Below are 25,279 nucleotides of genomic sequence, written 5' to 3'. Positions count from 1 at the left end.
ACCAGTTGTGGGTGTCGTTCGGATGGACGCGGCCGGCGCTGGGGGGCCGCCGACCGCTGAAGCAAGACTAGGGCTTCGGCACCCCTTTTCACCTCTGCGTAGGGGTAGAGGTGCACACCTCCACCCCCGGGTGGAGACCGGTGCCGGTCTCCGTGCCGCCCGGCAACGCCGAACGGCCCGCCGATTGCCGGTTCCCTGCCTGGTAGGGCATTCGCTCCCGCGCAACCATGGTCGACGCGGACCGTACCGGCCCGTCAGCGCCGGCCACCGGGCACGGCTGCCGACCGAGTGGGGAGATGCCGCCTGTGACCACCGTCGATTCCCCGCTGGAAGCGGCACTTCCCTTGTCCCCCTTGCAGGAGGGCCTGTTCTTCCACGCCCAGCTGAGCCGGGACGGCCTGGACGAGTACACCAGCCAGCTCGCCCTGCGGCTGGACGGGGAGATCGACCCCGCCCGGCTGCGCTCGGCGTGCGAAGCCGTCGTGGCGCGGCACGCCACGCTGCGGACGAGCTTCCAGCACCGCAAGTCCGGTCAGCCGGTGCAGCTCGTGCACCGCGAGGTCGCCGTCCCGGTCGCCTTTGTGGACTTCGGCGCGGAAGCGCCGGAAGACCGCGAAACCCGGCTGCTCGCCCACCTCACGGAAGAACGGCTGCGCGGCTTCGACCTCACCCGGCCGCCGCTGCTGCGGTTCGACGTCGTCCGGCTCGACGAGCGGCAGCACGTGCTCGTCCTGACCCACCACCACATCCTGCTCGACGGCTGGTCGCTGCCGATCGTCGTGCGCGACCTCATCACGCTGTACGCGACGGACGGCGACACCGGCGCGCTGCCGCCGGCCGTCTCGGTCGCCGGTTACCTGTGGTGGCTGGCAAAACAGGACAAGGACGCGGCCGCGGCGGCGTGGCGGGAAGCGCTTGCCGGGCTGCCCGCGCCCACCCTCGTCGCGCCGGGACAGGCCGACGGCCGGGACCGCATGCCCGCGCTGTCCGTGGCCGAACTGTCCACGGAGTCCACCGCCGCGCTCGTCACCGCCGCGCGGACGCGGGGCCTGACCCTCAACACGATCGTGCAAGCGGCGTGGGCGCTCGTGCTCACCACCCTCACCGGCAGCACCGACGTCGTGTTCGGGCAGACGGTTTCGGTCCGCCCGGCCGGCGTCCGCCGGGTCGAGGAGATGGTCGGGCTGCTGATCAACTCCGCGCCCGTGCGCGTCCGCCTGGATCCGGCGGAAACCCTGGAAGCACTGCTGAACCGGGTGCAGGAAGAGCAGTCCGCCCTTTCCGACCACCACTTCCTCGGGCTCCCGGAAATCCAGCGGCTCGCCGGGCGCGGCCCGCTGTTCGACACCTTCGTCGCCATCAGCACCGCCCGGACGGACACGGACTCCACCGCCACCGAACCGCTGCCCGGCCTGCGCGTCACGCCGATCACCGGGGACGCCGACGGCGGCGCGCGGGACGGCGCGCTCGGGTCGACGCACTACCCGCTGAGCCTGCTCGTGGTGCCCGGGGACCGGATCCTCCTTGAGCTGAACCACCGAACCGATTCGTACTCCGCCGCGCAGGCCCAGCGCGTGCTCGACCTGCTCGAGTCCGTCCTGGCCACGATCGCCGGCGAGCCCACGGCTCTCGTCGGCCGCGTCGAGCCGCTGGAGGCGGCCGAGCGGGAAACCGTGCTGGACTGGGCCACCGGCCCGGAACTGGACTTCCCGGCCGACACGCTGCCCTCGCTCTTCGAGGCCCAGGCTCGCCGGACCCCGGCTGCGACTGCGCTTTCCGACCGCACGACGTGCCTCACCTACGCGGAGGTCGACGCGGCGGCGAACCGGCTCGCCGCCGAGCTCCTCGAACGGGGTGTCGGTCCCGAAGACCACGTCGCCGTGCTGTGGCCGCACAGCGCCGAACAGATCGTCGTGCTGCTCGGCATCATGAAGGCGGGCGGCGCCTACCTGCCCATCGACCTCACGCTGCCGCCCGACCGGATCGCGTTCCTGCTGGCCGACGCCGCGCCGGTGTTGACGCTCGTCGCCGAGGGTGTCCACGCCGGAGTGCCCGAGGGCGCGCTGACCCTGGCCGACCTCGATCTGGACCGCCACTCCGCAAACGCCGTGACCGACGCGCGGCTACGCCCCGACCACCCCGCCTACGTGGTCTACACCTCCGGGTCGACCGGCCGCCCCAAGGGTGTGCAGACCCTGCACCGGTCCGTGCTCTCCTACCTCGCCTACGCGCGGGAGGCCTACCCCGGGCTCGCCACCTCGGCGGTCGTCCACTCGCCGATCTCGTTCGACCTCACCATCACCGGCGTTTACGGCACGCTCAGCGCGGGCGGGCACGTGCACCTCGCGGGGCTCGACGAAACCGAGCCGCCGCCGATCGGCCCGGCGCCGTTCGGCAAGGCCACCCCGAGCCACCTGCCGCTGCTGACCGGCACGCACCCGTGGCTGGCCTCGACGGCCGAACTGGTGCTGGGCGGGGAACAGCTCGTCGGCGAGGCGCTGCGCGAACTGCGCACGGCGATCCCGACCGTCACCGTGATCAACGAGTACGGGCCGACCGAAACGACCATCGGCTGCATGCAGTACCGCATCGAGCCCGGCGACGAGGTCTCCCCCGGCGCGGTCCCGATCGGCCGCGGCATCCCCAACATCGACACCTACGTGCTCGACCCGTGGCTGCGGCCGGTCGCCGCCGGGGTCCCCGGTGAGCTGTACATCGGCGGGATCGGGCTGGCGCGCGGTTACCTCGGCCGGCCCGGCCTGAGCGCGGAACGGTTCGTGGCCAACCCCTTCGGCGCGCCGGGTGAGCGGATGTACCGCACCGGCGACGTCGTCTGGTGGTCGGCCGGCGGGCAGATGGTCTTCAGCGGCCGGTGGGACGACCAGGTCAAGATCCGCGGCCACCGCATCGAGCTCGCCGAGATCGAGGGCACGCTCACCCGGCACCCCGCGGTGCACCAGGCCGTGGTGGCCGTCCAGGAGAGCGGGCGCGCCAAGCGGCTGATCGGGTACGTGGTGACCGACGACGACTTCGACGACGAGCCGCTGCGGGAGCACGCCGCGGCGCAGCTGCCGGACTACATGGTGCCGGAAGCGTTCGTGCGGCTGCCGGAGCTGCCGTTGACCGCCACCGGCAAGGTGGACCGCGGTGCACTGCCGCCGGTGGCGGCGGAGCGAGCGCCGGTGACGGCCCAGCCCGCGCGCACCGACGTCGAACAGGTGCTGTGCCGGCTGTACGCCGAGGTCCTGGGTGTCCCCGAAGTCGGTGTCCACGACGGGTTCTTCGAGCTCGGCGGCGACTCCATCCTGTCGATCCAGCTGGTGGCCAAGGCCCGGCAGGCCGGGCTGGTGCTCGCGCCGAAGGACGTCTTCGCCCACCGCACGGTGGCCGCGCTGGCGACGCTGCCCGGGCTGGCCGACGCCGGCCTGACCGGTCAGGCCCCGGCCGACGACCAGGACGGCACCGGCAAGTTCCCGGCGACGCCGATCGTCCACCGGCTGCGGGAGCTCGGCGGCCCGGTGGACGCGTTCAACCAGTCCACGCTGCTCACCGTGCCCGCCGGGCTCGGCGTCGAGCACCTCACCACGGCCGTGCAGGCACTGCTCGACCGGCACGACGCGTTGCGGATGCAGCTGACCGACGACTGGTCGCTGGCCGTGCCGCCGCCGGGGTTCGCCGACGCGACCGGCTGCGTCCAGCGGGTCGACGTCGAAGGTCTGACCGGTGTGGCGCTGGCGTCGGCGGTCGCCGACCACGCGGCGCTCGCTGTGGACCGGCTGCGGCCGGCCGCCGGCCGGATGGTCCAGGTGACGTGGTTCGACGCCGGGAGCGAGCCCGGCCGGCTGCTCGTGGTGGTCCACCACCTCGCCGTCGACGGGATGTCGTGGCGGATCCTGCTGCCGGACCTGCACGCCGCCTGGCGTGCCGCGCGTGACGGCGCTTCCGCGCGGCTGGCGCCGGTGCCGACGTCGTTGCGCACCTGGAGCCTGGCCCTGTCCGAAGCGGCGACCCAGCCGCGCTGGACCGAGGAACTGGCTCAGTGGCAAGGAGTTCTCTCCGGTGACGACCCGGCGCTGGCCACCGAAAGCCTCGATCCGCGCCGGGACGTCCACCGCACGGCGGGCACCCTCGCGGTGCGGCTCACCCCGGAAGAGACCCGGCCGCTGCTGACCACGCTCCCCGCGGCGTTCCGCGGCGGGGTCAACGACGTGCTGCTCACCGCGCTGGCGCTGGCCGTCGCGAGCTGGCGCCAGGCACGCGGCACCGGCGGCGGCACCGACGTCCTGGTGGACCTCGAAGGGCACGGCCGCGAGGACGTCGGCGGCCTGGACCTGGTCCGCACCGCCGGCTGGTTCACGACGCTGCACCCCGTCCGCCTCGACCCCGGGACGTCCGGCGTCGGCGAGGCGTCGCTCGGCAAGGCCTTGCGGCGGGTCAAGGAACAGCTGCGCGCCGTTCCGGACCACGGCATCGGCTACGGGCTCGCGCGGTACCTCACCGAGGACGGCCGGGCCGCGCTCGCCGGCCGACCGGACCCGCAGATCGCGTTCAACTACCTCGGCCGGTTCACCACCGAGGCGGACTCCGAGTGGCGGGCCGCCGGTGAGTCGCCGGCGCCGTCGGTGCCGCCGGACTTCCCGCTCTCACACGTGCTCGAGCTCGACGCCGTGACCGAAGACCGCCGTGACGGTCCGCACTTGACCGCGACGTGGAGCTGGGCGTCCGCGCTGCTGTCCGAAGAGGACGTTCAGGCCCTGAGCGACGCCTGGCTGGCCACCCTCCGGGTGATGGCCGCGTACGCCGAGCGCCCGGCGCTGGCCGGCCTGACCCCGTCGGACGTCCCCCTGGCCAACATCACGCAGGACGAGCTCGACCAGCTGGCCGAGGAATCGCCGGTGACCGACGTCCTGCCGCTTTCGCCCACGCAGCAAGGCCTTCTCTTCCACGCGCTGTACGACCGGGAAGCCCTCGATGTGCACAACGTCCAGCTGGTGTTCGAGCTCGAAGGCTCGCTGGACCCGATGCGCCTGCGCCGGGCGTGCCAGAAGCTGGTGGACCGGCACGACACCCTGCGCACCCGGTTTGTCCGGCTGGCCTCCGGCGAACCCGCGCAGGTCGTCTCGGCGCACGTCCCGCTGCCCTGGCAGAGCGTCGACCTGCGGGAGCCGGGTGAACCCGAGCAACGGCAGCTGCTGGACGAGCTGCTCGTGCGGGACCGGCTCGAGCCGTTCGACACCGAACGCGCGCCGCTGCTGCGCGGCAAGCTGGTGCGCCTGGGCAAGTACCACTACGCACTTGTCCTGACCCAGCACCACATCCTGGCCGACGGCTGGTCCGGGTCGATCGTGCTGCGCGACCTGGCCCACCTCTACCAGCGCCACGGTGACCCGGCCGGCCTGCCGGCCGTCACGCCCTACCGCCGTTACCTCGAATGGCTGGACCGGCAGGACACCGGCGCGGCACGCGCCGCGTGGCAGAAGGCGCTGGCGGACCTGCCTTCGCCCACCCTGCTGGCGCCCCACACCGACACCGCGCTCGTGCGGGCCATGCCGGAAACGCGGACCGTCGTGGTGCCGCTGGCCACCACCGCGGCGCTCACCGAGCTGGCCCGTACCCACGGCGTCACGCTCAACACGGTGGTCCAGGTGGCCTGGGCCCTGACGCTGCACCGGCTCACCGGCCTGTCCGACATCGTGTTCGGCAGCACGGTTTCCGGGCGCTCGCCGGACCTGCCCGGGTACGCGGACATCGTCGGCCTGATGATCAACACTGTCCCCGTACGGGTCCGGCTCGCCGGGGCCGAGAAGCTCGGCGCGCTGCTGGCCGACGTCCAGGGGGAACAGGCGGAGCTGACCGGGCACCACCACCTCCCGCTCGGGGAGATCCGGCGGGTCGCGGACGCGGGCGCGTTGTTCGACACCTGCCTGGTGTTCGAGAACTACGCCACGCCGCAGCAGCACTCGCCGTCCGGCACGCTGAGCATCGCCGAGGTGCGCGGCCACGACCCGTACCACTTCCCGCTCAAGCTGACCGTGACGCCGGAAGAGCGCCTGCACCTGGCGTTCGGCCACCGCCCGGACCTGCTGAGCGCGGCCACCGCGGAGCGCGCGGCCACGGTGTTCACCGGCCTGCTGGCGGAGCTGGCGAACCGCCCGTCCTCGGTCGTCGGCGACTTCCTGCCGGACCCCGCCCGGGTGCGCCGGGTCCAGGAGACCGTCACCGCGCTCGTGGCCGGGCTGCTCGGCGTCGAGGCGCCCGGTCCCGACGACGACTTCTTCACCCTCGGCGGCGACTCGCTGCTCGCGATGCGCCTGACCGGCCGGATCCGGACGGCGCTCCAGTCCACAGTGGACATCAGCTCGATCTTCCACGCACGCACGGTGCGGCGCATCGCCACACTCTGCGTGCCGGCGTCGCCGGGTTCCCCCGGTGACGGACACCCGCAGCCCACGACGAAAGGCACCCGGTGACGCAGAACCCCTTCGACGACCCGGACGGCACCTTCCTGGTCCTTCGCAACGAAGAGCGGCAGCACTCCCTGTGGCCGTCCTTCGTCGAGGTCCCCGCGGGCTGGACGGTCGTGCACCCCGAAGACACCCGGCAGGCGTGCCTCGACTACGTCGAAGAGCACTGGACGGACATCCGGCCGCAGAGCCTGGTCGACGCGATGGACTCGGCATGAGCGACGACGACACGGTCGTGGTGACCGGGCTCGGGGCGATCACCCCGCTCGGCGCCACGGTCAAGGAAACCTGGGCGGCGCTGCTCGAGGGCCGCGGCGCGGTCGCGAAGCTCGACGAGCCGTGGGCGGCCCGCCTCCCGGTCCGGATCGCGGCGAAGGCCGCGGCGGACCCCGCCGAGCTGCTCGGGCGGGTGCCCGCCCGGCGGCTCGACCGGGTGGGCCAGTTCGGCGTCCTGGCGGTGCGCGAAGCGTGGTCCGACGCGGGTTTTGTCGGCCCGGCGGACGGCGACTCCGCGGGCCGGCCGGATCCGGAACGGGTCGCCGTGGTGCTCGGCACCGGCGTGGGCGGGGTGCACACCGTCGTCCACAACCACGAGCAGCTGCGGGAGCACGGGCCGCGCAAGGTGTCACCGCTCGCGCTGCCGATGCTGATGAACAACCACGCGGCGGCGCAGGCCTCACTGGAGATCGGCGCCCGGGCGCTGGCGACGGCGCCGAGCACCGCCTGCGCGGCGGGCGCGGAGGCCATCGCCGCCGGGCTCGACCTCATCCGCCTCGGCCGCGCCGACGTCGTCGCGGTCGGCGGCGCCGACGCGGGGATCCACCCGCTGGTCGTCGCCGGGTTCGCGCAGATGCGGGCGCTGTCGGCCCGCAACGACGAGCCGGCGCGCGCGTCCCGGCCGTTCGACCACACGCGGGACGGGTTCGTGCTCGCCGAAGGCTCGGCCGTGCTGATCCTGGAGCGCGCCTCCCACGCCCGGGCGCGGGGCGCGCGGGTCCACTGCACCCTGGCCGGGGCCGGCATCAGCGCCGAGGCCCACCACATCACCAGCCCGCACCCCGACGGCGCGGGCCTGGCGAGCGCGTTGCGCCGGATGCTGTCCGACGCGCGGCTCGACCCGGCCGACGTGGGCCACGTGCACGCGCACGCCACCTCGACCGGCGCCGGCGACGTCGCCGAAAGCCGCGCGATCAGCACGGTGTTCGGGCTGGGGACCGTCCCGGTCTCCGCGATCAAGTCGATGACCGGGCACCTGCTCGGCGCGGCCGGCGCCCTCGGCGCGGTCGCGTCCGTGCTCACCCTGGTGCACCGGGTCGCGCCGCCCACCGCCAACCTCGACGACCTCGACGAGCGGATCGACGTCGACGTCGTCGGGACCTTCCCGAGGGAGCTGACCGGCGGGCCGCGTGCCGCGATCTGCAACGCCGCGGGTTTCGGCGGCCACAACGTGTCCCTCGCCTTCACCCCCCACCCCTGACGACCGGAGGGCGCCAGCCATGCAGCGCACCATGCTCAAGTCCAAGATCCACCGAGCCACCGTCACCCAGGCGGACCTGAACTACGTCGGCTCGCTCACCCTCGACCCGGCCCTGATGGAGCAAGCCGACCTCCTGCCGGGCGAGCTCGTGCACGTCGTCGACGTCAACAACGGCGCGCGCCTGGAGACCTACGTCATCGAAGGCGAGCGCGACTCCGGCGTCGTGTGCATCAACGGCGCCGCCGCGCGCCTGGTGCACCCCGGCGACATCGTCATCATCATCGCCTACGCCACCGTCGACTACGCCGAAGCCGCCTCGCTGGCGCCCCAGGTCGTGTTCGTCAACGAGGTCAACGCCGTGGTCAAGGTCGGCACCGACCCCTCGTCCTGAAACCGCCGCACTCCAGCCCGAAGGGACCAGCACCCACGATGATCACCGAGTCCCAGGAGGAACAGGACTCCACACTGTTCACCCTCGAACAGACCACCGCCAGCCTGATGGAAGTCGACGCGTCCTTCCGGGCCAACCTGAACTGGAACTACGGGGAGCGCACCAACCGCATCTGGGCGCTCTACGAGAAGAACAAGATCAGCCAGTGGAACGCCGCGACGGACATCGACTGGGACCACGACGTGAAGTTCGGCGCGCCGCTGGAGGAGTGGCAGAGCCGCGGGGTCGCGTCGTTCGTCGTCAGCACCGACAGCCCGGTGCCCGCGGAGCTGCTCAACCAGTTCCGCTGGGAGTACCAGGCCTGGATGGTGAGCCAGTTCCTGCACGGTGAGCAGGGCGCGCTGGTCACCACGGCGCGGCTGGTGGAGACCGTGCCGGACATGGAGGCGAAGATCTACGCCGCCTCCCAGGTCGCGGACGAAGCCCGGCACGTCGAGGCCTACGCCAAGTACATCGACGAAAAGCTGGAGACGTCGTACCCGATCAACGCCGGGCTCAAGGCACTCCTGCGCGACCTGCTCAAGGAGTCCAACTGGGACATCGTCTACCTCGGCATGCAGGTGATCGTCGAAGGGCTGGCGCTGGCCGCGACCCGGCTGGCGAGCACCGGGTTCGGCGACCCGATCATCACCGCCATCACCAAGATGATCGCCCGCGACGAAGCCCGGCACATCGGGTTCGGCGTGGTCGCGCTGACCGGCATGTACGACAGCATCACCACGGCCGAACGGGACGAGCGCGAGGCGTTCCTGCTCGAGTCCATCCACCTGATGTCCCGGCGGTTCCTGCTCCGCGAGGTCTGGGAGCGCATGGAGCTCGACGTCGAGCGCGGGATCACCTTCGCCCGCAACGACCCGATGATGTTCGGCTACCGGCAGCTGCTGTTCCAGCAGGTGATCCACATCCTGCGGCAGCTGGGGATCCTGACCCCGAAGCTGCGTGACCTGTTCCTCAGCGAGTCACTGGCCAAGCCGGACGCTTTCCGCGGCATGTCCTGAGTCCACGGATCGGAGAACCGGCGTGCGTTGGCAGTGCGAAGACGTTGTGGTCACCGGCCTGGCGGCGACCACGCCGCTGGGCGGGGACATGCGGTCCACCTGGCGCGAGCTGCTGGCCGGCACGTCGGCCGCGGCCGCGCTGGCCGAGCCGTGGGCCGCGGCGCTGCCGGTGCGGATCGCCGCCCGCGCCGCGGCCGAACCGGCGCCGCTGCTCGACCGCGTACTGGCCCGGCGCACCGACCGGGCGTCGCAGTTCGCGCTCGTGGCGGTGCGCGAAGCCTGGCGTGACGCCGGTTTCACCGCCGCGGCGGGTGAGCCGGGCCAGCCGGAGCCCGCGCGGGTCGGGGTCGCCATCGGGAGTGGCATCGGCGGCCTCGGCACACTGCTGGCCACGCACGACCTGGTGCGCGACGACGACAGCCGGCGCGTGTCGCCGTTCGCGGTGCCCATGCTGATGAACAACTCGGCCGCCGCGCTGGCCGCGCTGGAGCTCAACGCGACAGCGGCCGCGCACGCGCCGTCGACCGCGTGCGCCGCGGGCGCGGACGCCATCGCCGCGGCGCTGGACATGATCCGGCTGGGCCGGGCGGACGTCGTGGTCGCCGGCGGCACCGAGGCGATCGTGAACCCGACCGCGCTCACCGCGTTCGCGACGATGAAAGCGTTGTCGCGCACCAACGAAACGCCGTCGAACGCCTCCCGGCCCTACGACAAGAAGCGGGACGGGTTCGTGCTCGGCGAAGGCGCCGCGCTCCTGGTGCTCGAGTCCGGCCGCCACGCCCGGCGCCGCGGCGCGCGTGTCTACGCGGAGCTGGCCGGGGCCGGCGTGAGCGTCGACGCCCACCACATCACCCGCCCGCACCCCGACGGCCGCGGGATGGCCCAGGCCATCGGCCGGGCGCTCGACGACGCGCGGATGCGGGCCGCGGAGGTCCGGCACGTCAACGCCCACGCGACGTCCACCCCGCTGGGCGACCTCGCCGAGTCGGCGGCCATCACGTCGGTGCTCGGCACCCGCGGCCACGCCGTCTCCGCGATCAAGGCGTCCGCCGGGCACCTGATCGGGGCGTCCGGCGCGCTGTCCGCGGCGACGACGGTGCTCGCGCTGCACCACCGCACGGCGCCGCCGACCATCAACATCCAGGACCTGGACGACGCCATCACCCTCGACGTCGTCCGCGACGACCCCCGCCCGCTGGCGGCCGGGTCGCTCTCGGCGTTGAGCAACTGCGCGGGTTTCGGCGGGCAGAACGTCGTGCTCGCCTTCCGCACCCGGAACCACTGAAAAAACGTCGCGAATGACCCATTGGGGACGTCTGGCGTCCCCAATGGGTCATTCGCGACACTGCGAACCTGCGCGGTCCGCTCTCAAGCCGGCAGCAGCTCCCGGACCTCACCGTTGATCCGGCCGTCGCACAGCGCCGACCACATCACCCGGCGCCGCGGCTTGCCGCTCGACGTCACCGCCAGGCCACCCCGCGGCAGCTGGGCGACGAGCAGGCTCGCGTCCCCCAGCGCCTCGCTGAGCACCTGGTGGGCCGCGACCTCCCAGTCCGGCGCCGGCTTCTCGAGCACGGCGACGCCGGTGGCGCGGCCGTCCCGGTGGCCGAGCAGGACCGCGACACGCCGCTCGGGAATGCCCAGGGCGTGCAGCTGCGACTCCAGCGTCTCCGCGAACACCATCCGGCCGCGCACCTTGAGGCCGTCACCGAGCCGGCCGACCACGAACAGCTGGCCGTCGTGCAGGAAACCCGCGTCGCCGGTGCGCAGCACCCCGCCGTCGAGCGCGGTGCCCGACGCCGAACCCGGGTCACCGACGTACCGGGTCGCCACCGACGTGCCGGTCACCAGGATCTCCCCGACGGTCCGGTCCGGGACCACGGCGCCCTCGTCGTCGACGACGCTCACGGTGGTTCCGGCGAGCGGGCGCCCGCAGCCGACGATCCGGCTGTCCGAAGCGCCGTCCGGCGCCGCCGCGCTCCAGCCCTCGCCGATCGGCAGACCGGTGACGGCGAGCGTGGCCTCCGCGCCGCCGTACGCGGGCTTCAGGGACTCACGGTCGAACCCGTGCGGCCGCAGCAGCTCGTCGAACGACTCCAGCACCTGCGGGTCGATCCGCTCGGCGCCGAGGATCACCGACCGGATCGAGCCGAAGGACAGCCCGGCGAGGTCGGCCGGGCGGACCCGGCGCAGGATGTAGGCGAGGCCGAAGTTCGGCATCGCGGCCAGCCCGACGTGGTTGTCGCTGATGCACCGCAGGTACCGCAACGGCGAGCGGATGAAGTCCTCCGGCTGCATCATCCAGCCGTCGCACCCCGTGGTCACGATGTTGATCAGGCAGCCGATCAGGCCCATGTCGTGGTGCACCGGGAGCCAGGCGATGCCCGGGTACTCCGGCTTCCACTGCAGCCACTCACGCATCGCGGAGACGTTGGCGCGCAACGCGGAGTTCGTCACCAGCACCCCGCGGGAGGACCCGCTGGAGCCGGAAGTGAACTGCAGCAACGCGAACTCGGCCGCCGGGTAGGGCCGCGGTGCGGGCTCGACGCCGTCGACGAGCGTGTCGAACGCGACCGGCGCGGGCAGGCCGAGGCCGTCGATGGCGGCTTCCACCGGCGTGAGCCACTCCTCGTCGCATACGACGAGAGCCGGCCGCGCGGTGTCGAAGAGGTGCCGGACGTGCTTCGCGTACTCACCCGCGCGCTGGAACGCGAACGGCGGCGGGATGGAACACGGCGTCGCCCCCGCCGCGATGGCCCCGAAGAACCCGGCGACAAAAGCCGGGCTCGACCGCTGGACGATCACCACGACGTCACCCCGCTCGACCCCCGCCGCCCGCAGCGCTTCCGCCGTGCGCAGGGTGAGCGCGGCCAGCTCGGGGTAGGGGTGATGGGTCCACGAATCGTTCGGGGCCGCGAAGTGCAGGCCGCGTTCGGTGGCCGTGTCGCCGAGCCAGTCGAGTAGTCCCCGGTCAGGGATGCCGCTCATCGGCCGCGTCCTTTCGCCGTCGTGGTCGTCCGCAGCCGCATCATGCGCGCGGGCACCGGCGGTTTTCCAGGCAGTGAGCCGGTAACTCGATTGCCGGTTCGTTTCCTGGTCCCCGCGCCCCGCGCGCGAAAGCATCGGGCGTCCGCCGCCTGAGAGGAGCACCCCGTGCAGCAGGAAGGTGAACGGCACCGGACGAGTCCGCGCGGCCGGATCACGACCGTCGGCGCCCCGGTGCCGCTGACCGCCGCGGCCCGGGGTGTGTGGCTCGGGCAGAAGTTCGCCCCCGGCTCCGCCGCCTTCAACTTCGTGCGCCGCTTCGACATCCGGGGCGAGCTGCGGCCGGACCTGCTCGAGCACGCCATCCGGGTGGCCCAGGACGAGTGCCAGACCTTCGACGTCCGCTTCGACGACGACGGCTCCGGGCCGTACCAGGAATACCTCGGGCGGCCGAACGCGAGCTTCCGGGTCATCGACTTCGCCGACCACACCGAGCCGGAAAAGGCGGCGCACCAATGGATCGACGAGCAGCTGCGGATCCCCGTCGACCTGCGCCGTGACGTGCTCGCGGTGGACGTGCTGCTGAAACTCGGGGCGGCGCACCACTTCTGGTACAGCTGTTACCACCACGCGCTGATCGACGCGCACGGGCTGAACATCCTCACCGACCGCATCAGCGACGTCTACGCGGCCCTGGTGGCGGGCGCCCCGATCCCGGACGCGCCGCTGGGCGCCGTCGGGGTGATGGCCGTCGAGGAAGCCGCGTACGAGGCGTCCGAGCAGTTCGGGATCGACCGCGAGTACTGGCTCGCGCGCCTGGCCGACCGCCCGGAACCGGTCACCCTCGCGACCCGCGCTTCCCACGGCGGCACCGGCGTCCTGCGCGCGGAAGCCGTCCTGCCGCCGACCGAAAGCGCGGCGCTCGCGCGGCTCGGCCGGCAGGCCCGCGCCCCCTGGACCGCGGTGATCATGGCCGCCGTCGCCGCGTACCTCAACGGCCTGACCGGCCAGCGTGACATCGTCGTCGGCGTCCCGGTCGCCGCGCGCCGCACGGACGCCGCGCGCACCACCCCGGCGATGCTGGTCAACGAGCTGCCGCTGCGGCTCGCGCTCCGGCCGGAGCTGACCGCCGCCGAGCTGATCGGGCACGTGACCCGCGAGCTCGGCGACCTGCTCACCCACCAGCGGTACCGGCACGAGAACGTGCGGCGGGACCTGGAGCTGCGCGGCGCCGCGGAGCGGCTGTTCGACGTGGTGGTCAACATCGTGCAGACCGGCGACCGGACGGCCCTCGGCGGTGTCCCGTGCACGGTCGACGTCCTCAACAGCGGTCCGGTCGGCGACCTCAACATCACCGTGCACCCCGCCGGCGGCGGCGCCGGCCAGGTCGTCGAGATCTCGGCCGACGCCGGGCGCTACACCCAGGACGAGGTGGACGCCCACCGCGACCGGCTGCTGGCGTTCCTGCGCGGCTTCACCCGCGCGGACGCGCAGACCCCGCCGTCGCGAATCCCGCTGGTGACCGACGCCGAGCGCGCGCGGGTCCTGGGCGCCTGGAACAACACCGCCCGCCCGGTCCCGCGGACCACCCTCCCGGCCCTGTTCGAGGCGCAGGTGGCCCGCACGCCGGCCGCCGACGCCGTGGTGGCCGACGCCGTGACCCTCGACTACGCGACGCTCAACGCCCGCGTGAACCGGCTGGCGCGGCTCCTGCTGGCGCGCGGGGTGCGCCGCGGCCGGTTTGCCGCCGTGGTCATGTCTCGCGGCCTGGACACCCTGGTGACGCAGCTCGCGGTGATGAAGACCGGCGCGGCCTACCTCCCGGTGGACCCGACCTACCCGGCGGAGCGCATCGCCGGGGTCTTCGCCGACGCCGGACCGGCGCTCGTGGTCACCCACCGCGCGACCAGCCTCACCGAGCAGGGCGACGCGCCGTGGCTGTACCTCGACGACCCGGCGGTGGCGGCCGAGCTGGCCGCGTCCGACGAGCACAACCTGGACATCGCGCCTACCCCAGCAGACATCGCGTACATGATCTACACCTCGGGGTCGACCGGCCGCCCCAAGGGTGTGCTGGTGCCGCACGCCGGCCTCGCGGACTTCGCGGCCACGCAGGTCGACGTCCTGCGGCCACGGCCGGGTGAGCGGGTCCTGATGATCAGCTCGCCCAGCTTCGACCCGTCGTTGTGGGAGCTGTGCACCTGGCTGACGAGCGGCGGCTGCGCCGTCATCGCGCCGGCCCACCTGCTGCCCGGCGCGCAGCTGGCGGAGTTCGTCACCGCGCACGGCGTCACGTGTGTCGGCACCGTGCCGTCCGTGCTCGCGACGTTCGCCCCCGGCTCGCTGCCGGAAAACCTGATCATCGCGGTCGGGGCCGAGGCGCTGCCCGGGGAGCTGGTGCAACGCTGGGGTGACACGCAGCAGCTGCACAACGTCTACGGCGCCACGGAAAGCACCGTCTTCACAACGATGAGCCCCGCGCTGTCCGGCCCCGGTGTGCCCTCGATCGGCGCGCCGATCCTCAACGCCCGGGTGTACGTGCTCGACGACGCGCTCCGGCCGGTCCCGCCCGGGGTTTCCGGCGAGCTGTACCTGGCCGGTCCCGGTGTCTCCTACGGTTACCACCGGCGGACCGGGCTCACCGCCCAGCGGTTCGTGCCCGACCCGTTCGGCGCCGCGGGCGCCCGGATGTACCGCACCGGTGACACCGGCTTCTGGCGGAGTGACGGCCGGCTGCACTTCATCGGCCGGACCGACCGCCAGGTGAAGGTCCGCGGTTTCCGCATCGAGCTCGGGGAGATCGAGACCCGGCTGGACGCGCACCCGTCGGTGGCCCGGGCCGCCGTCGTGGCCCGCGAGGAGCCGCCCGGCGTCCACCGCCTTGTCGCCTACGCGGTGCCGACGGACGGCGGCGTGGTCGATCCCGCGGCCCTGCGCGCCTGGGTCGCCGCGGCGCTGCCGGAGCACATGGTGCCCACGGCGGTCGTCGCGCTGGAGAGCTTCCCGCTGACCACCAACAACAAGATCGACCGGGACGCGTTGCCCGCCACCGGGTTCCGCGGCGCGACGGACGGCCGCGCGCCCCGCGACCGCGTCGAAACCGTGCTGTGCGAACTGTTTCACGACGTCCTCGGCGCGGTCGACGTCACCATCGACGACAACTTCTTCGACCTGGGCGGCGACTCCATCACCGCCGTCCAGTTCGCCGGGCGCGCGGTCCGGGCCGGCGTGGCCCTGACGCCGCAGGAGGTCTTCACCTACCGGACGGTGGCGACGATGGCCACCGCCGTCCGGGACTCCGACGCGCCCGCCGAAGACCGCTCGCTGCTGGGTGAGTCCGCTCCGGCGGAGTCGCCGGTGCTGCCGCTTTCGCCGTTGCAGCAAGGCATGTTGTTCCACACGGTGTTCGCGGCGGGCGACGGCGCCGACCCCTACATCGGGCAGAAGGTCTTCGAGCTGACCGGCGAGGTTTCGGCGCCGGTGCTGCGCGCGGCCGTCACCGCGCTGGTGGCCCGGCACGACGCCCTGCGCGCCGGTTTCGACCACGACGAGCTCGGTGAGGCCCGGCAGATCGTCGCCGACACCGTGACGGTCCCGTGGGCCGAGCACGACCTGCGGGGCACGGCGTGGGAAGCGCGGCTCGCCGAGCTGCTGGCCGTCGACAAAGCGACGCGGTTCGACATGGCGTCACCCCCGCTCCTGCGTTTCACGCTGGTGACCCTGGCCGAAGACCGGCGCCTGCTCGTCTTCACCAGCCACCACATCCTCTTCGACGGCTGGTCGATGTCGATCATGCTGCGCGACCTGTTCGCGTGTTACGCCGCGGGCGGCAGCGGCGAAAGCCTCCCGACGGCGGTGTCCTTCGCGGCCTACCTGCGCTGGCTCGCCGGGCAGGACCAGGAGCAGTCGGCCGACGCCTGGAAAAACTCGCTGGCCGGGTTCGAGCAGCCCGCTCTGGTGGCCGCCGGCGCACCGCCGTCCACCGCGATGCCCGCGCTGGCCGTGCACACGCTCTCCGAAGAGCTTTCGACGGCGTTGTCCCGCGAGGCCCGGGCCCGGAACCTCACGCTGAACACGGTGTTCCAAGGGGCTTGGGCAACGGTGCTCGGTCTGCTCACCGGACGCCGTGACGTCGTGTTCGGCACGTCGGTGTCGGCCCGCCCGCCGCACCTGGCCGGGGTCGGCGACCTCGTCGGGCTCGTGATGAACACCGTCCCGGTGCGGGTGAAGCTGACCGACGGCCACCGCCTCACCGACGTGCTCACGCAGGTGCAGGCCGAGCAGGCCGCGCTGACCCCGCACCACCAGCACAGCCTGATCGACATCCAGCGTGACCTCGGCCTCGGCGAGCTGTTCGACACCACGATGGTGTTCGAGAACGCCCCGGTCGACCGCGACGCCATCCGCCGGACCGTGCCCGGCCTGCGGATCGCGATGACCGAAGCCGACCGCACCGGCGTCACCCACTACCCGCTCAGCCTGATCGTCTACCCGGGCGCGCGGCTGCGCCTGGAACTGACCTACCGCGGTGACCTGTTCGACGCCGGGCAGGCCGAGACGCTGCTGTCCCGGCTGACCCGGTTCCTCGAAGCCTTCGCGGACCGGCCGGAGATCCCGCTCGGTCAGGTCGACCTGCTCGGCGCCGAAGAACGCCGGGATCTGGTGCACCGCTGGAACTCCACGCACCGCGACGCCCAGCCGGGCACGCTGCACGAGCTGTTCACCGCCCAGGTCCGTCGCACCCCGGACGCCGAGGCCGTGGTCTGCGGGACCGACCGCGTCAGCTACCTCGATCTCGAACACCGCGCGGCCGGGCTGGCCGCGGGCCTGGCCCGCCGGGGCATCGGGACCGGCGACGTCGTGGCGGTGGCGCTGCCGCGGTCGGTCGAGCTGATCGTCGCGCTGCTCGGCGTGCTCCGGACCGGGGCCGCGTACCTGCCGCTCGACCCCGAGTACCCGGCGGAGCGCGTCCGGTCGATGACGGCCGACGCCCGGCCTGCGCTCACCGTCGACGGCACCACGTTCGCCGAGCTGACCGACCACGACGAGCAGGCGCCGGACCGCGCGGTCGACGGCGTCCACCCGGCGTACGTGATCTTCACGTCCGGTTCGACCGGGCGGCCGAAGGGCATCGTCGTCGCGCACCGCGGGATCGTGAACTACCTGCGCTGGATGCAACGGCGGTTCCCGCTGGCGCCGGGTGAGCGGGTGCTGCAGCGGACGTCGATGAGCTTCGACCCGTCGGTGTGGGAGATCTTCTGGACCCTGCACGCCGGCGCGACGATGGTCATCGCGCGGCCGGAGGCCGACCAGGCGCCCGGGTACCTGCCGGACCTCATCCGCGCGGAAGGCGTGGGGACGGCCCAGTTCGTACCGTCCACATTGGAGCTTTTCCTGCTGGCGCCGGGAGCGGCGGAGTGCACGCGGCTGCGGCAGGTCTTCTGCGGCGGCGAGATCATGACGGCGGGGCTGGCCGAACGGTTCGCCCGCGTCAGCGGTGCCGCGCTCCACAACCTTTACGGGCCAACGGAAGTCTCGATCTACACGACGTCGTGGCAGGCCGAGGCGGGCGCGGGCACCGCCGCCGTCCCGGTCGGGCACCCGGCGGACAACCTGCGGGTGTTCGTGCTGGACGGCGCCCTGCGGCCGGCCCCGATCGGCGTGCCCGGGGAGCTGTACATCGCGGGCGCCGGCGTCGCGCACGGGTACACCCGCCGGTCGGCGCTCACCGCGGAACGGTTCGTCGCCGACCCGTTCGGTGCGCCGGGGACCCGGATGTACCGCACCGGCGACCTCGGCGTCCGCCGTCCGGACGGCGCGCTCGCCTACCTCGGGCGGGCCGACCACCAGGTGAAGATCCGCGGGCACCGGATCGAACTCGGGGAGATCGACGCGGCGGTTTCGGCCGCCGAAGCGGTCCGGCAGGTCGCCACGATCGTCCGTGAGGACAGCCCCGGCCGGCACCACATCGTGTCCTACGTGGTGCCGCGGCCCGGCGCGCAGCTCGACGTCCGGAGCGTGCGGGACCGGGCGGCGGCCGTCCTCCCCGAGTACATGGTCCCGGCCGCCGTCGTGGTGCTGCCGGTGCTTCCGTTGACCCCCAACGGAAAGCTCGACCGGGCGGCGCTGCCGGCCCCCGGGGTCACCACGGCCCGCGAGCGCCGCGAACCGCGGGACGACCGCGAACGCCTGCTGTGCAAGCTGTTCGGCGAGGTGCTCGGCCGGTCGCGGGTGGCCATCGACGACAACTTCTTCGACCTCGGCGGGGACTCCATCGCCTCGACCCGGCTGGCCGGGCGGGCCCGGATCGCCGGGCTGGCGCTCACCCCGCGCGACGTCTTCCGCCACCGCACGGTCGCGGCGCTGGCGGCGATCGCCGGCGCCGCCGGCCCGGACACCGCGGCCTACGTCCCGCCGGCCGCCCCCCTGCTCACGCTGGACGCCGATGAGCTCGCCGAACTCGAAGCGCAATGGGAGACCCAGAAATGAAGCCGACCTCGTTCGAAGCGGTGCTGCCGCTGACGCCGTTGCAGGAGGGCATGCTCTTCCACGCGCTCTACGACGGCGAAGGCACCGACTTCTACAACGTGCAGGTGCCGATCCAGCTCACCGGGGACCTGGACGCGGACCTGCTGCGACGCTCGTGCGAGCTCGTCGTCGCCCGGCACCCCGCGCTGCGGGCCGGGTTCCTGCAGCGCCGGTCGGGTGAGCCGTTCCAGGCGATCGCGGCGAAGGTGCAGGTTCCGTGGGCCGCCTTCGACCTCAGCGGGTTCGGCGAAGCCGAGCAGCACCCCCGGCTGGTCCGGCTGCTGACCGAGGACCGCGAGCGCCGGTTCACGATGACGAACCCGCCGCTGCTGCGGTTCACGCTGGTCAAGCTGGCCGAGCGGCGGCACGTGCTGGTGCTGACCAACCACCACATCCTGCTCGACGGCTGGTCGATGCCCGTCGTCGTCGGCGACCTCTTCCGGATCCTGCGCGCCGGCGGTGACAGCTCCGGCCTCGAAGCGGCCGCGCCGGTCGGGGACTACCTCGGCTGGCTGGCGGCGCAGGACCGCGGCAAGGCCGAAGCGGCCTGGACGGCGGCGATGGCGGGCCTGGAGCAGCCGACCCTGCTCGGCCGCGGCCAGGCCGCCGGGGAACACCGGCAGCAGCGGGTCCGGCTGGAGCTGTCCGGCGAGCTGTCGGCGGCGCTCACCGAGACGGCCCGCTCGCGCAACCTGACCGTGAACACGGTGGTGCAGGGCGCGTGGGCGCTCCTGCTGGGCATGCTGACCGGCCGCCGGGACGTCGTTTTCGGGTGCACGGTGGCGGACCGGCCGCCCGTCGTGCCCGGCATCGAGCGCATGGTCGGGCTGCTGATCACCACAGTCCCGGTCCGGGTGCGCGTCGACCCCGCCGAGCGGGTGTCCGCGCTCCTGGACCGGATCCAGGACGAGCAGGCGATGCTCGGGGAGTACCACCAGCTCGGTCTCGCGGACATCCACCGGGTGAGCGGGCACGCCGAGCTGTTCGACACCACGATCGCGTTCGAGAACTACCCGCTCCCGCCGTCGGCCGGCGGCATCCCGGGCCTCGGTGTCGCGCTCGCCCAGGGCATCGTCGAGGACGTGCCCGAGGGCACCCACTACCCGCTCAGCCTGGCCGTTTTCCCCGGCGCGCCAACAATTTTCGAGCTGAACTACCGCGCGGACCAGTACTCCGAAGCGGCCGCGCAAACACTGGTGGACCGGCTCGCCCTGCTGGTGCGCCACATCGTCGAACGGCCGGACACCGCGGCCGGCGCGGTGCCGCTGCTCACCGAAGACGAGCACCGGCGGGTGCTCGAAGAGTGGAACCCGCCGGCCGGCCCCGCGCCTTCCGGCACGCTGGTGGACCTCTTCGAAGCGCAGGCCGCGCGCACGCCGGACGCCCCCGCGGTCACCTGCGGCGCCGAGCGGCTGACCTTCGCCGAGCTGGACCGCGAAGCGAACCGGCTCGCCCGGCGGCTGACCGCGCTCGGCGCCGGGCCCGAGCGGTACGTCGCGATGGCGCTGCCGCGGTCGGCCGGCGCGGTCACCACGCTGCTCGCGATCCTCAAAGCCGGTGCGGTGTACGTGCCGGTGAGCACCGAGCAGCCCGCCGACCGGATCGCGGCCGTGTTCACCGAGCTGTCCCCCGCGCTGGTCGTCACCACCGGCGAGATCGCCGCCGGCCTGCCCGGCGCGGACATCCCCCGGCTGCTGCTCGACGAGCATCCGCACGACGGCGAGCCGGCCACGCCCCTCACCGGCACCGGCCTGCGCCCGGAGAACCTCGCGTACGTCATCTACACGTCCGGGTCGACCGGGCGGCCCAAGGGTGTCGCGGTCGAGCACCGCGCCCTGGTCAACATGTTCCACAGCCACCACGACCACTTCTTCGCCCCGGAGACGGCGGCCGCGGGCGGCCGTCAGCTGCGCGCGGCGCTCACCAACTCCCTGGTGTTCGACGCGTCGTGGAGCCAGCTGCTGTGGATGGTCGCCGGGCACGAGCTGCACCTGGTCGAGGACACCGTCCGGACCGACCCCGAGGCCCTGCTGGACTACGTGCGCCGGCACTCGGTCGACGTCCTGGACACGACCCCCAGCTTCGCCCGGCAGCTGATCTCCGCCGGCCTCTTCGACACCGGCGTCGGCACGCTCGCCCTCGGCGGGGAAGCGATCGACGACGCCCTGTGGACCCGCCTGCGCGCCGCGTCCGGGGTCTCCGTCTACAACCTGTACGGCCCGGCGGAATGCACGATCGACGCGATGTACAGCCGCGTCGCCGAGCACGACCGCCAGGTGATCGGCCGGCCGGCGGACCACCTGCGCGTGGTCGTCCTCGACGACAGCCTGCGGCCGGTCCCGCCCGGGGTCGACGGCGAGCTGTACCTCGCGGGCGCGGGTCTCGCCCGCGGGTACCTCGGCCGCTCACCGCTGTCGGCGGAGCGGTTCGTCGCCGACCCGTTCGCCGCGGACGGGTCCCGCATGTACCGCACCGGCGACCGCGGGCGGTGGCAGGCCGACGGCGTGGTCGCGTTCACCGGCCGGGCCGACGACCAGATCAAGATCCGCGGGTTCCGGGTCGAGCCGGCCGAGATCGAGGCCGTGCTGGACGCGGCGGAGGCCGTGGACCGCAGTGTGGTCGTCGCCCGCGAAGACCGGCCGGGTGTCCCGCAGCTGGTGGCCTACGTGACCGGCAAGCCGGGCGCGAAGGTGGACTCGACGGCGTTGCGCACCGCGGTCGCGGCCGTTCTCCCGGCGTATCTGGTCCCGGCCGCGGTGGTCGAGCTGACCGCGTTGCCGGTCACGGTGAACGGCAAGGTCGACAAGGCCGCGCTGCCCGCGCCGAGCTTCCGCGGCGAAGAGGGCGGTGTGCTCCCCCGCGACGACCGGGAACGGCTGCTGTGCGAGGTGTTCGCCGAGATCCTGAACGTCGACGCGGTGGGCGTCCACGACAACTTCTTCACCCTCGGCGGCGACTCGATCCTGTCGATGCAGGTGGCCGCGCGGAGCCGGCGGGCCGGGCTGGACGTCAGCCCCCGGGACGTTTTTGTGCACCAAACGGTCGCCGCGCTCGCCGCCCGGCCGGTCGGCACCGGCCCGGCCGCCACCGAAGCGCCGCCGTCCGGACCGCTGCTCACCCTCACCGACGACGAACAGGCCGAGATCGACACGCGTTACCCGGACGCGGCCGAGGTGTGGCCGCTGACGCCGTTGCAGCAGGGCATGAGCTTCCACGCGGTGCTGGCGCCCGACCGGATCGACCCGTACCTCACCCAGCAGGTGCTGGAGCTGACCGGCGAGCTGGCGCCCGCCGTGCTCCGGTCGGCCTTCGACGCGCTGCTGGCGCGGCACGCGAACCTGCGCGCCTGCTTCACGCGGCTGGGCTCCGGCCGGTCGGTGCAGGTCGTGCTCCCGTCGGTGACGATGCCGTGGCGCGAGCAGGACCTCGCCGGGCTGGCCACCGCGGCGCAGGAGACGCGCGTCGAGGAGCTGCTGGCCGAGGAGCACGACCGCCCGTTCGACGTCGCGACCGCGCCGCTGATGCGGGTGCTGCTGGTCCGGCTGGCCGCCGACCGGCACCTGCTGGTGCTCACCGACCACCACATCCTGCTGGACGGCTGGTCCCTGCCGCTGGTCTTCCGCGACCTGTTCGCGCTGTACGCCCGCGGCGGTGACGGCACGTCGATGCCGGCGGTCAGCCCGTTCCGCGACCACCTCGCCTGGCTGTCCACAAAGGACACCGAGGCCGCCGGACGTGCCTGGGCCGAGGCGCTCGCCGGCGTCGACGAGCCGACTCTGGTCGCCCCGCAAGCCGATCTGTCCACGTCCGCGGCGGAAGCCGTCGTGACGGAGCGGCTGTCCGCCGCGGCCACCACCCGGCTGACCGAGGCGGCCCGCGCCGCGGGCCTGACCGTCAACACCCTGCTGCACGGCGCCTGGGCCATGACGCTCGAGCAGCTGACCGGCCGCCGGGACGTCGTTTTCGGCGCCTCCGTCTCCGGGCGGGCGCCGGACCTGCCCGCGTCCGGCGAAGTGATCGGGCTGGTCATGAACACGGTGCCCGTCCGGGCCGTGCTCGACCCGGCCGAGCCGCTCACCGCGGCGCTGGCCCGGATGCAGGCCGAACAGGCCGAGCTCATCGCCCACCACCACGTCGGGCTGCCGGAGCTGCAGCGGCTGACCGGGCTGGGTGAGCTGTTCGACACCATCGTCGGCTTCGAAAACGCCCAGACCGACCACTCGCCGGTGCAGGACCAGGTGCCCGGGCTGGGCATCTCCCTGCGCGAGCCGACGGTCGCCGGCACCGCGCACTACCCGCTGCGGCTTCTCGTACGGCCGGGTGAAGAGCTCGACCTCAAGCTGCTGCACCGCACCGACCTCTACACCCGGGAAGCGGCCGCGGGCCTGCTGACGCGCGTGCTGCGGGTGCTGACGGCGGTGGTCGAGGCGCCGGAAACGCCGGTCGGACGGCTGGAGCTGCTGAGCGAGCCGGAACGCGAGGCCGTCCTGGGCGAATGGGCCACCGGCGCCCCCGCGGAGCCCGCCGCAACCATCCCAGCGCTGTTCGCGGCCCGGGTGGCCGCGCACCCGGACGCGCCCGCCGTGCTCACCGGCTCGGAGACGCTGACCTACGCCGAGCTGGACGCCGAGTCCAACCGGCTGGCCCGGGTGCTCCTCGACCACGGCGCCGGCCCCGACCGGATCGTCGCGGTCATGCTGCCCCGCAGCGCGCGGCTGGTGGTGACCATCCTGGCGGTCTGGAAGACCGGCGCCACGCACATGCCGGTCGACGCCGGTTACCCGGCCGAGCGGATCGCGTTCATGCTCGCCGACGCCGACCCGGACCTCGTCCTGACCGGCGGGGTGCCCGCGGACGCCGTGGCCGGGACCCCGCCGGACCGGATCCTGTCCCTCGACGAGCTGGCCGTGCCCGCCGACGCCGCCGAGGTGACCGACGAGGACCGGCCCCGCCCGCTGCTGCCGGCTTGCGGCGCGTACGTGATCTACACGTCGGGTTCGACCGGCCGGCCCAAGGGTGTGCTCGTCACGCACGCCGGCCTGGCGAGTTTTGTGGCCACCCAGCGGCGGAACCTGGACCTCGGGCCCGGCCGGCGGGTGCTGTGGTTCGCCTCGCCCAGCTTCGACGGCGCGATGGGTGAGCTGAACACCGCGCTGCTCAGCGGGTCCTGCGTGGTCGTCGGTTCCTTCGAAGAGATGCTGCCGGGACAGCCGCTGGCGGACTGGGTGGCGCGGACCGGGGTGCACTGCCTGACGGTGCCGCCGTCCTCGCTGGCCGCGATGCCGGACGGCAGCCTGCCCGATGACGTCACGGTTGTCGTCGGCGGGGAGATCTGCCCCGCGGACCTGGCCGGCCGCTGGTCGGCGGGCCGCCGCATGCTGAATATCTACGGCCCCACCGAGACCACGATCGTCGCGACGATCAGCGAGCCGCTCACCGGCGAGGAACCGCCGTCGATCGGCCGGCCGGTGACCGGCGCCCGCGTCCACGTGCTCGACCACAACCTGCGGCCCCTGCCCGCGGGTGTGCCCGGCGAGGTCTACATCGCCGGGAGCGGCCTGGCCCGCGGGTACCTGCACCGCCCGGCGCTCACGGCCGGCCGGTACGTCGCCGATCCCTTCGGCGGCCCGGGTTCCCGCCTGTACCGCACCGGCGACATCGCCCGGTGGCGGCCGGACGGCCGGCTCGACTACGTGCGCCGAGCCGACGACCAGGTGAAGATCCGCGGCTTCCGCGTCGAACCGGGCGAGATCGAAGCGGTCCTGGCCGCCGCTCCGGGCGTCCGGCACGCCACGGTCGTCGTGCGCGAGGACGTGCCCGGCGTCAAGCAGCTGGTCGCCTACGTCCTCGCGGAGCGACCCGGTGAGCTCGACCCGGCGGCCCTGCGCGACCAGGCCGCCGCCCAGCTGCCCGAGTACCTGGTGCCGGCGGCCGTCGTCGAGCTCGACGCGTTGCCGACGACGCCGCACGGGAAGCTGGACCGGGAAGCGTTGCCCGCGCCCGGGTTCGGGCCGTCGGAAGGCAGCCGGGCCCCGCGCGACGAGCGGGAAGCGTTGCTGTGCCGGCTGTTCGCGGAGGTCCTCGAGCTCGACGCGGTCGGCATCGACGACAGCTTCTTCCGGCTGGGCGGCGATTCGATCATGTCGATCCGGCTGGTCACTGCGGCGCGCAAGGCCGGGCTGGACATCTCGCCGCGGGACGTCTTCACCCACAAGACCGTGGCGGCGCTGGCGGGCATGGCGCCCGAAGCCGCGGCGGTCGCCGACGAGCCGGAAGACCAGGACGGTCCGCTGATCGACCTGGACGAGGACGAGCTCAACGAGTTCATCGCCCACTTCGGCACGACCTTCTGACCCGGGCGGAGACCACCGCGGGA

Annotated in this window: 8 protein-coding genes and 1 pseudogene; 8 read left to right on the top strand and 1 reads right to left on the bottom strand. The window is 73.3% G+C overall.

What is annotated here, in order from left to right:
• Positions 1-305: 305 nt before the first annotated feature.
• From ACZ63E_RS40100 to ACZ63E_RS40075, 6 genes and pseudogenes are all read left to right on the top strand, one after another.
• Complete coding sequence (locus ACZ63E_RS40100; RefSeq protein ID WP_465341538.1) at positions 306-6,470, top strand: amino acid adenylation domain-containing protein; 6,165 nt, start codon at positions 306-308, stop codon at positions 6,468-6,470.
• Positions 6,467-6,682 carry an MbtH family protein gene (locus tag ACZ63E_RS40095; RefSeq protein WP_465302552.1) on the top strand — a complete coding sequence of 72 codons (216 nt, stop codon included), beginning with the start codon at positions 6,467-6,469 and terminating at the stop codon, positions 6,680-6,682. The genes ACZ63E_RS40100 and ACZ63E_RS40095 overlap by 4 nt, the downstream gene beginning before the upstream one ends.
• Positions 6,679-7,941, top strand: coding sequence for a beta-ketoacyl-[acyl-carrier-protein] synthase family protein (locus tag ACZ63E_RS40090; protein WP_465341537.1), 1,263 nt, complete (start codon positions 6,679-6,681; stop codon positions 7,939-7,941). Before ACZ63E_RS40095 ends, ACZ63E_RS40090 begins: the two co-directional genes overlap by 4 nt.
• A gap of 19 nt (positions 7,942-7,960) precedes the next feature.
• Positions 7,961-8,329: pseudogene (gene panD, locus ACZ63E_RS40085) on the top strand (aspartate 1-decarboxylase); the annotation flags it as partial.
• A gap of 41 nt (positions 8,330-8,370) precedes the next feature.
• Positions 8,371-9,390 (top strand): ferritin-like domain-containing protein, encoded by a 1,020-nt coding sequence (locus tag ACZ63E_RS40080; protein WP_465341536.1) that lies wholly within the window; start codon positions 8,371-8,373, stop codon positions 9,388-9,390.
• Between the two features lie 22 nt (positions 9,391-9,412).
• A complete protein-coding gene (locus ACZ63E_RS40075; protein ID WP_465341534.1) occupies positions 9,413-10,675 on the top strand; it encodes a beta-ketoacyl-[acyl-carrier-protein] synthase family protein in 1,263 nt (420 codons plus the stop codon).
• Between the two features lie 83 nt (positions 10,676-10,758).
• On the opposite strand, the gene ACZ63E_RS40070 is transcribed toward ACZ63E_RS40075, so the two are convergent.
• The gene (locus tag ACZ63E_RS40070) at positions 10,759-12,378 is read right to left on the bottom strand and encodes an AMP-binding protein (protein WP_465341533.1); all 1,620 of its coding nucleotides are present in this window, start codon (positions 12,376-12,378) and stop codon (positions 10,759-10,761) included.
• Between the two features lie 165 nt (positions 12,379-12,543).
• Between ACZ63E_RS40070 and ACZ63E_RS40065 the strand changes: the two genes are divergently transcribed.
• Both ACZ63E_RS40065 and ACZ63E_RS40060 read left to right on the top strand, forming a co-directional pair.
• The gene (locus tag ACZ63E_RS40065) at positions 12,544-18,864 is read left to right on the top strand and encodes an amino acid adenylation domain-containing protein (RefSeq protein ID WP_465341532.1); all 6,321 of its coding nucleotides are present in this window, start codon (positions 12,544-12,546) and stop codon (positions 18,862-18,864) included.
• Entirely contained in the window at positions 18,861-25,256 is a 6,396-nt protein-coding gene (locus tag ACZ63E_RS40060; RefSeq protein WP_465341531.1) for an amino acid adenylation domain-containing protein, read from the top strand. The genes ACZ63E_RS40065 and ACZ63E_RS40060 overlap by 4 nt, the downstream gene beginning before the upstream one ends.
• Positions 25,257-25,279: the final 23 nt, after the last annotated feature.

The sequence above is a fragment of the Amycolatopsis sp. NPDC104819 genome, assembly GCF_055583145.1.
The sequence above is the reverse complement of the archived record's forward strand: the minus strand, read 5'-3'. Positions and strand labels throughout refer to the sequence as shown.

What these genes read in the sequence shown, in the direction of transcription:
- ACZ63E_RS40090 (WP_465341537.1), top strand. Translation starts at nt 6,679, where the DNA reads ATGAGCGACGACGACACGGTCGTGGTGACCGGGCTCGGGGCGATCACC.
- ACZ63E_RS40080 (WP_465341536.1), top strand. Translation starts at nt 8,371, where the DNA reads ATGATCACCGAGTCCCAGGAGGAACAGGACTCCACACTGTTCACCCTC.
- ACZ63E_RS40070 (WP_465341533.1), bottom strand. Translation starts at nt 12,378, where the DNA reads ATGAGCGGCATCCCTGACCGGGGACTACTCGACTGGCTCGGCGACACG.
- ACZ63E_RS40060 (WP_465341531.1), top strand. Translation starts at nt 18,861, where the DNA reads ATGAAGCCGACCTCGTTCGAAGCGGTGCTGCCGCTGACGCCGTTGCAG.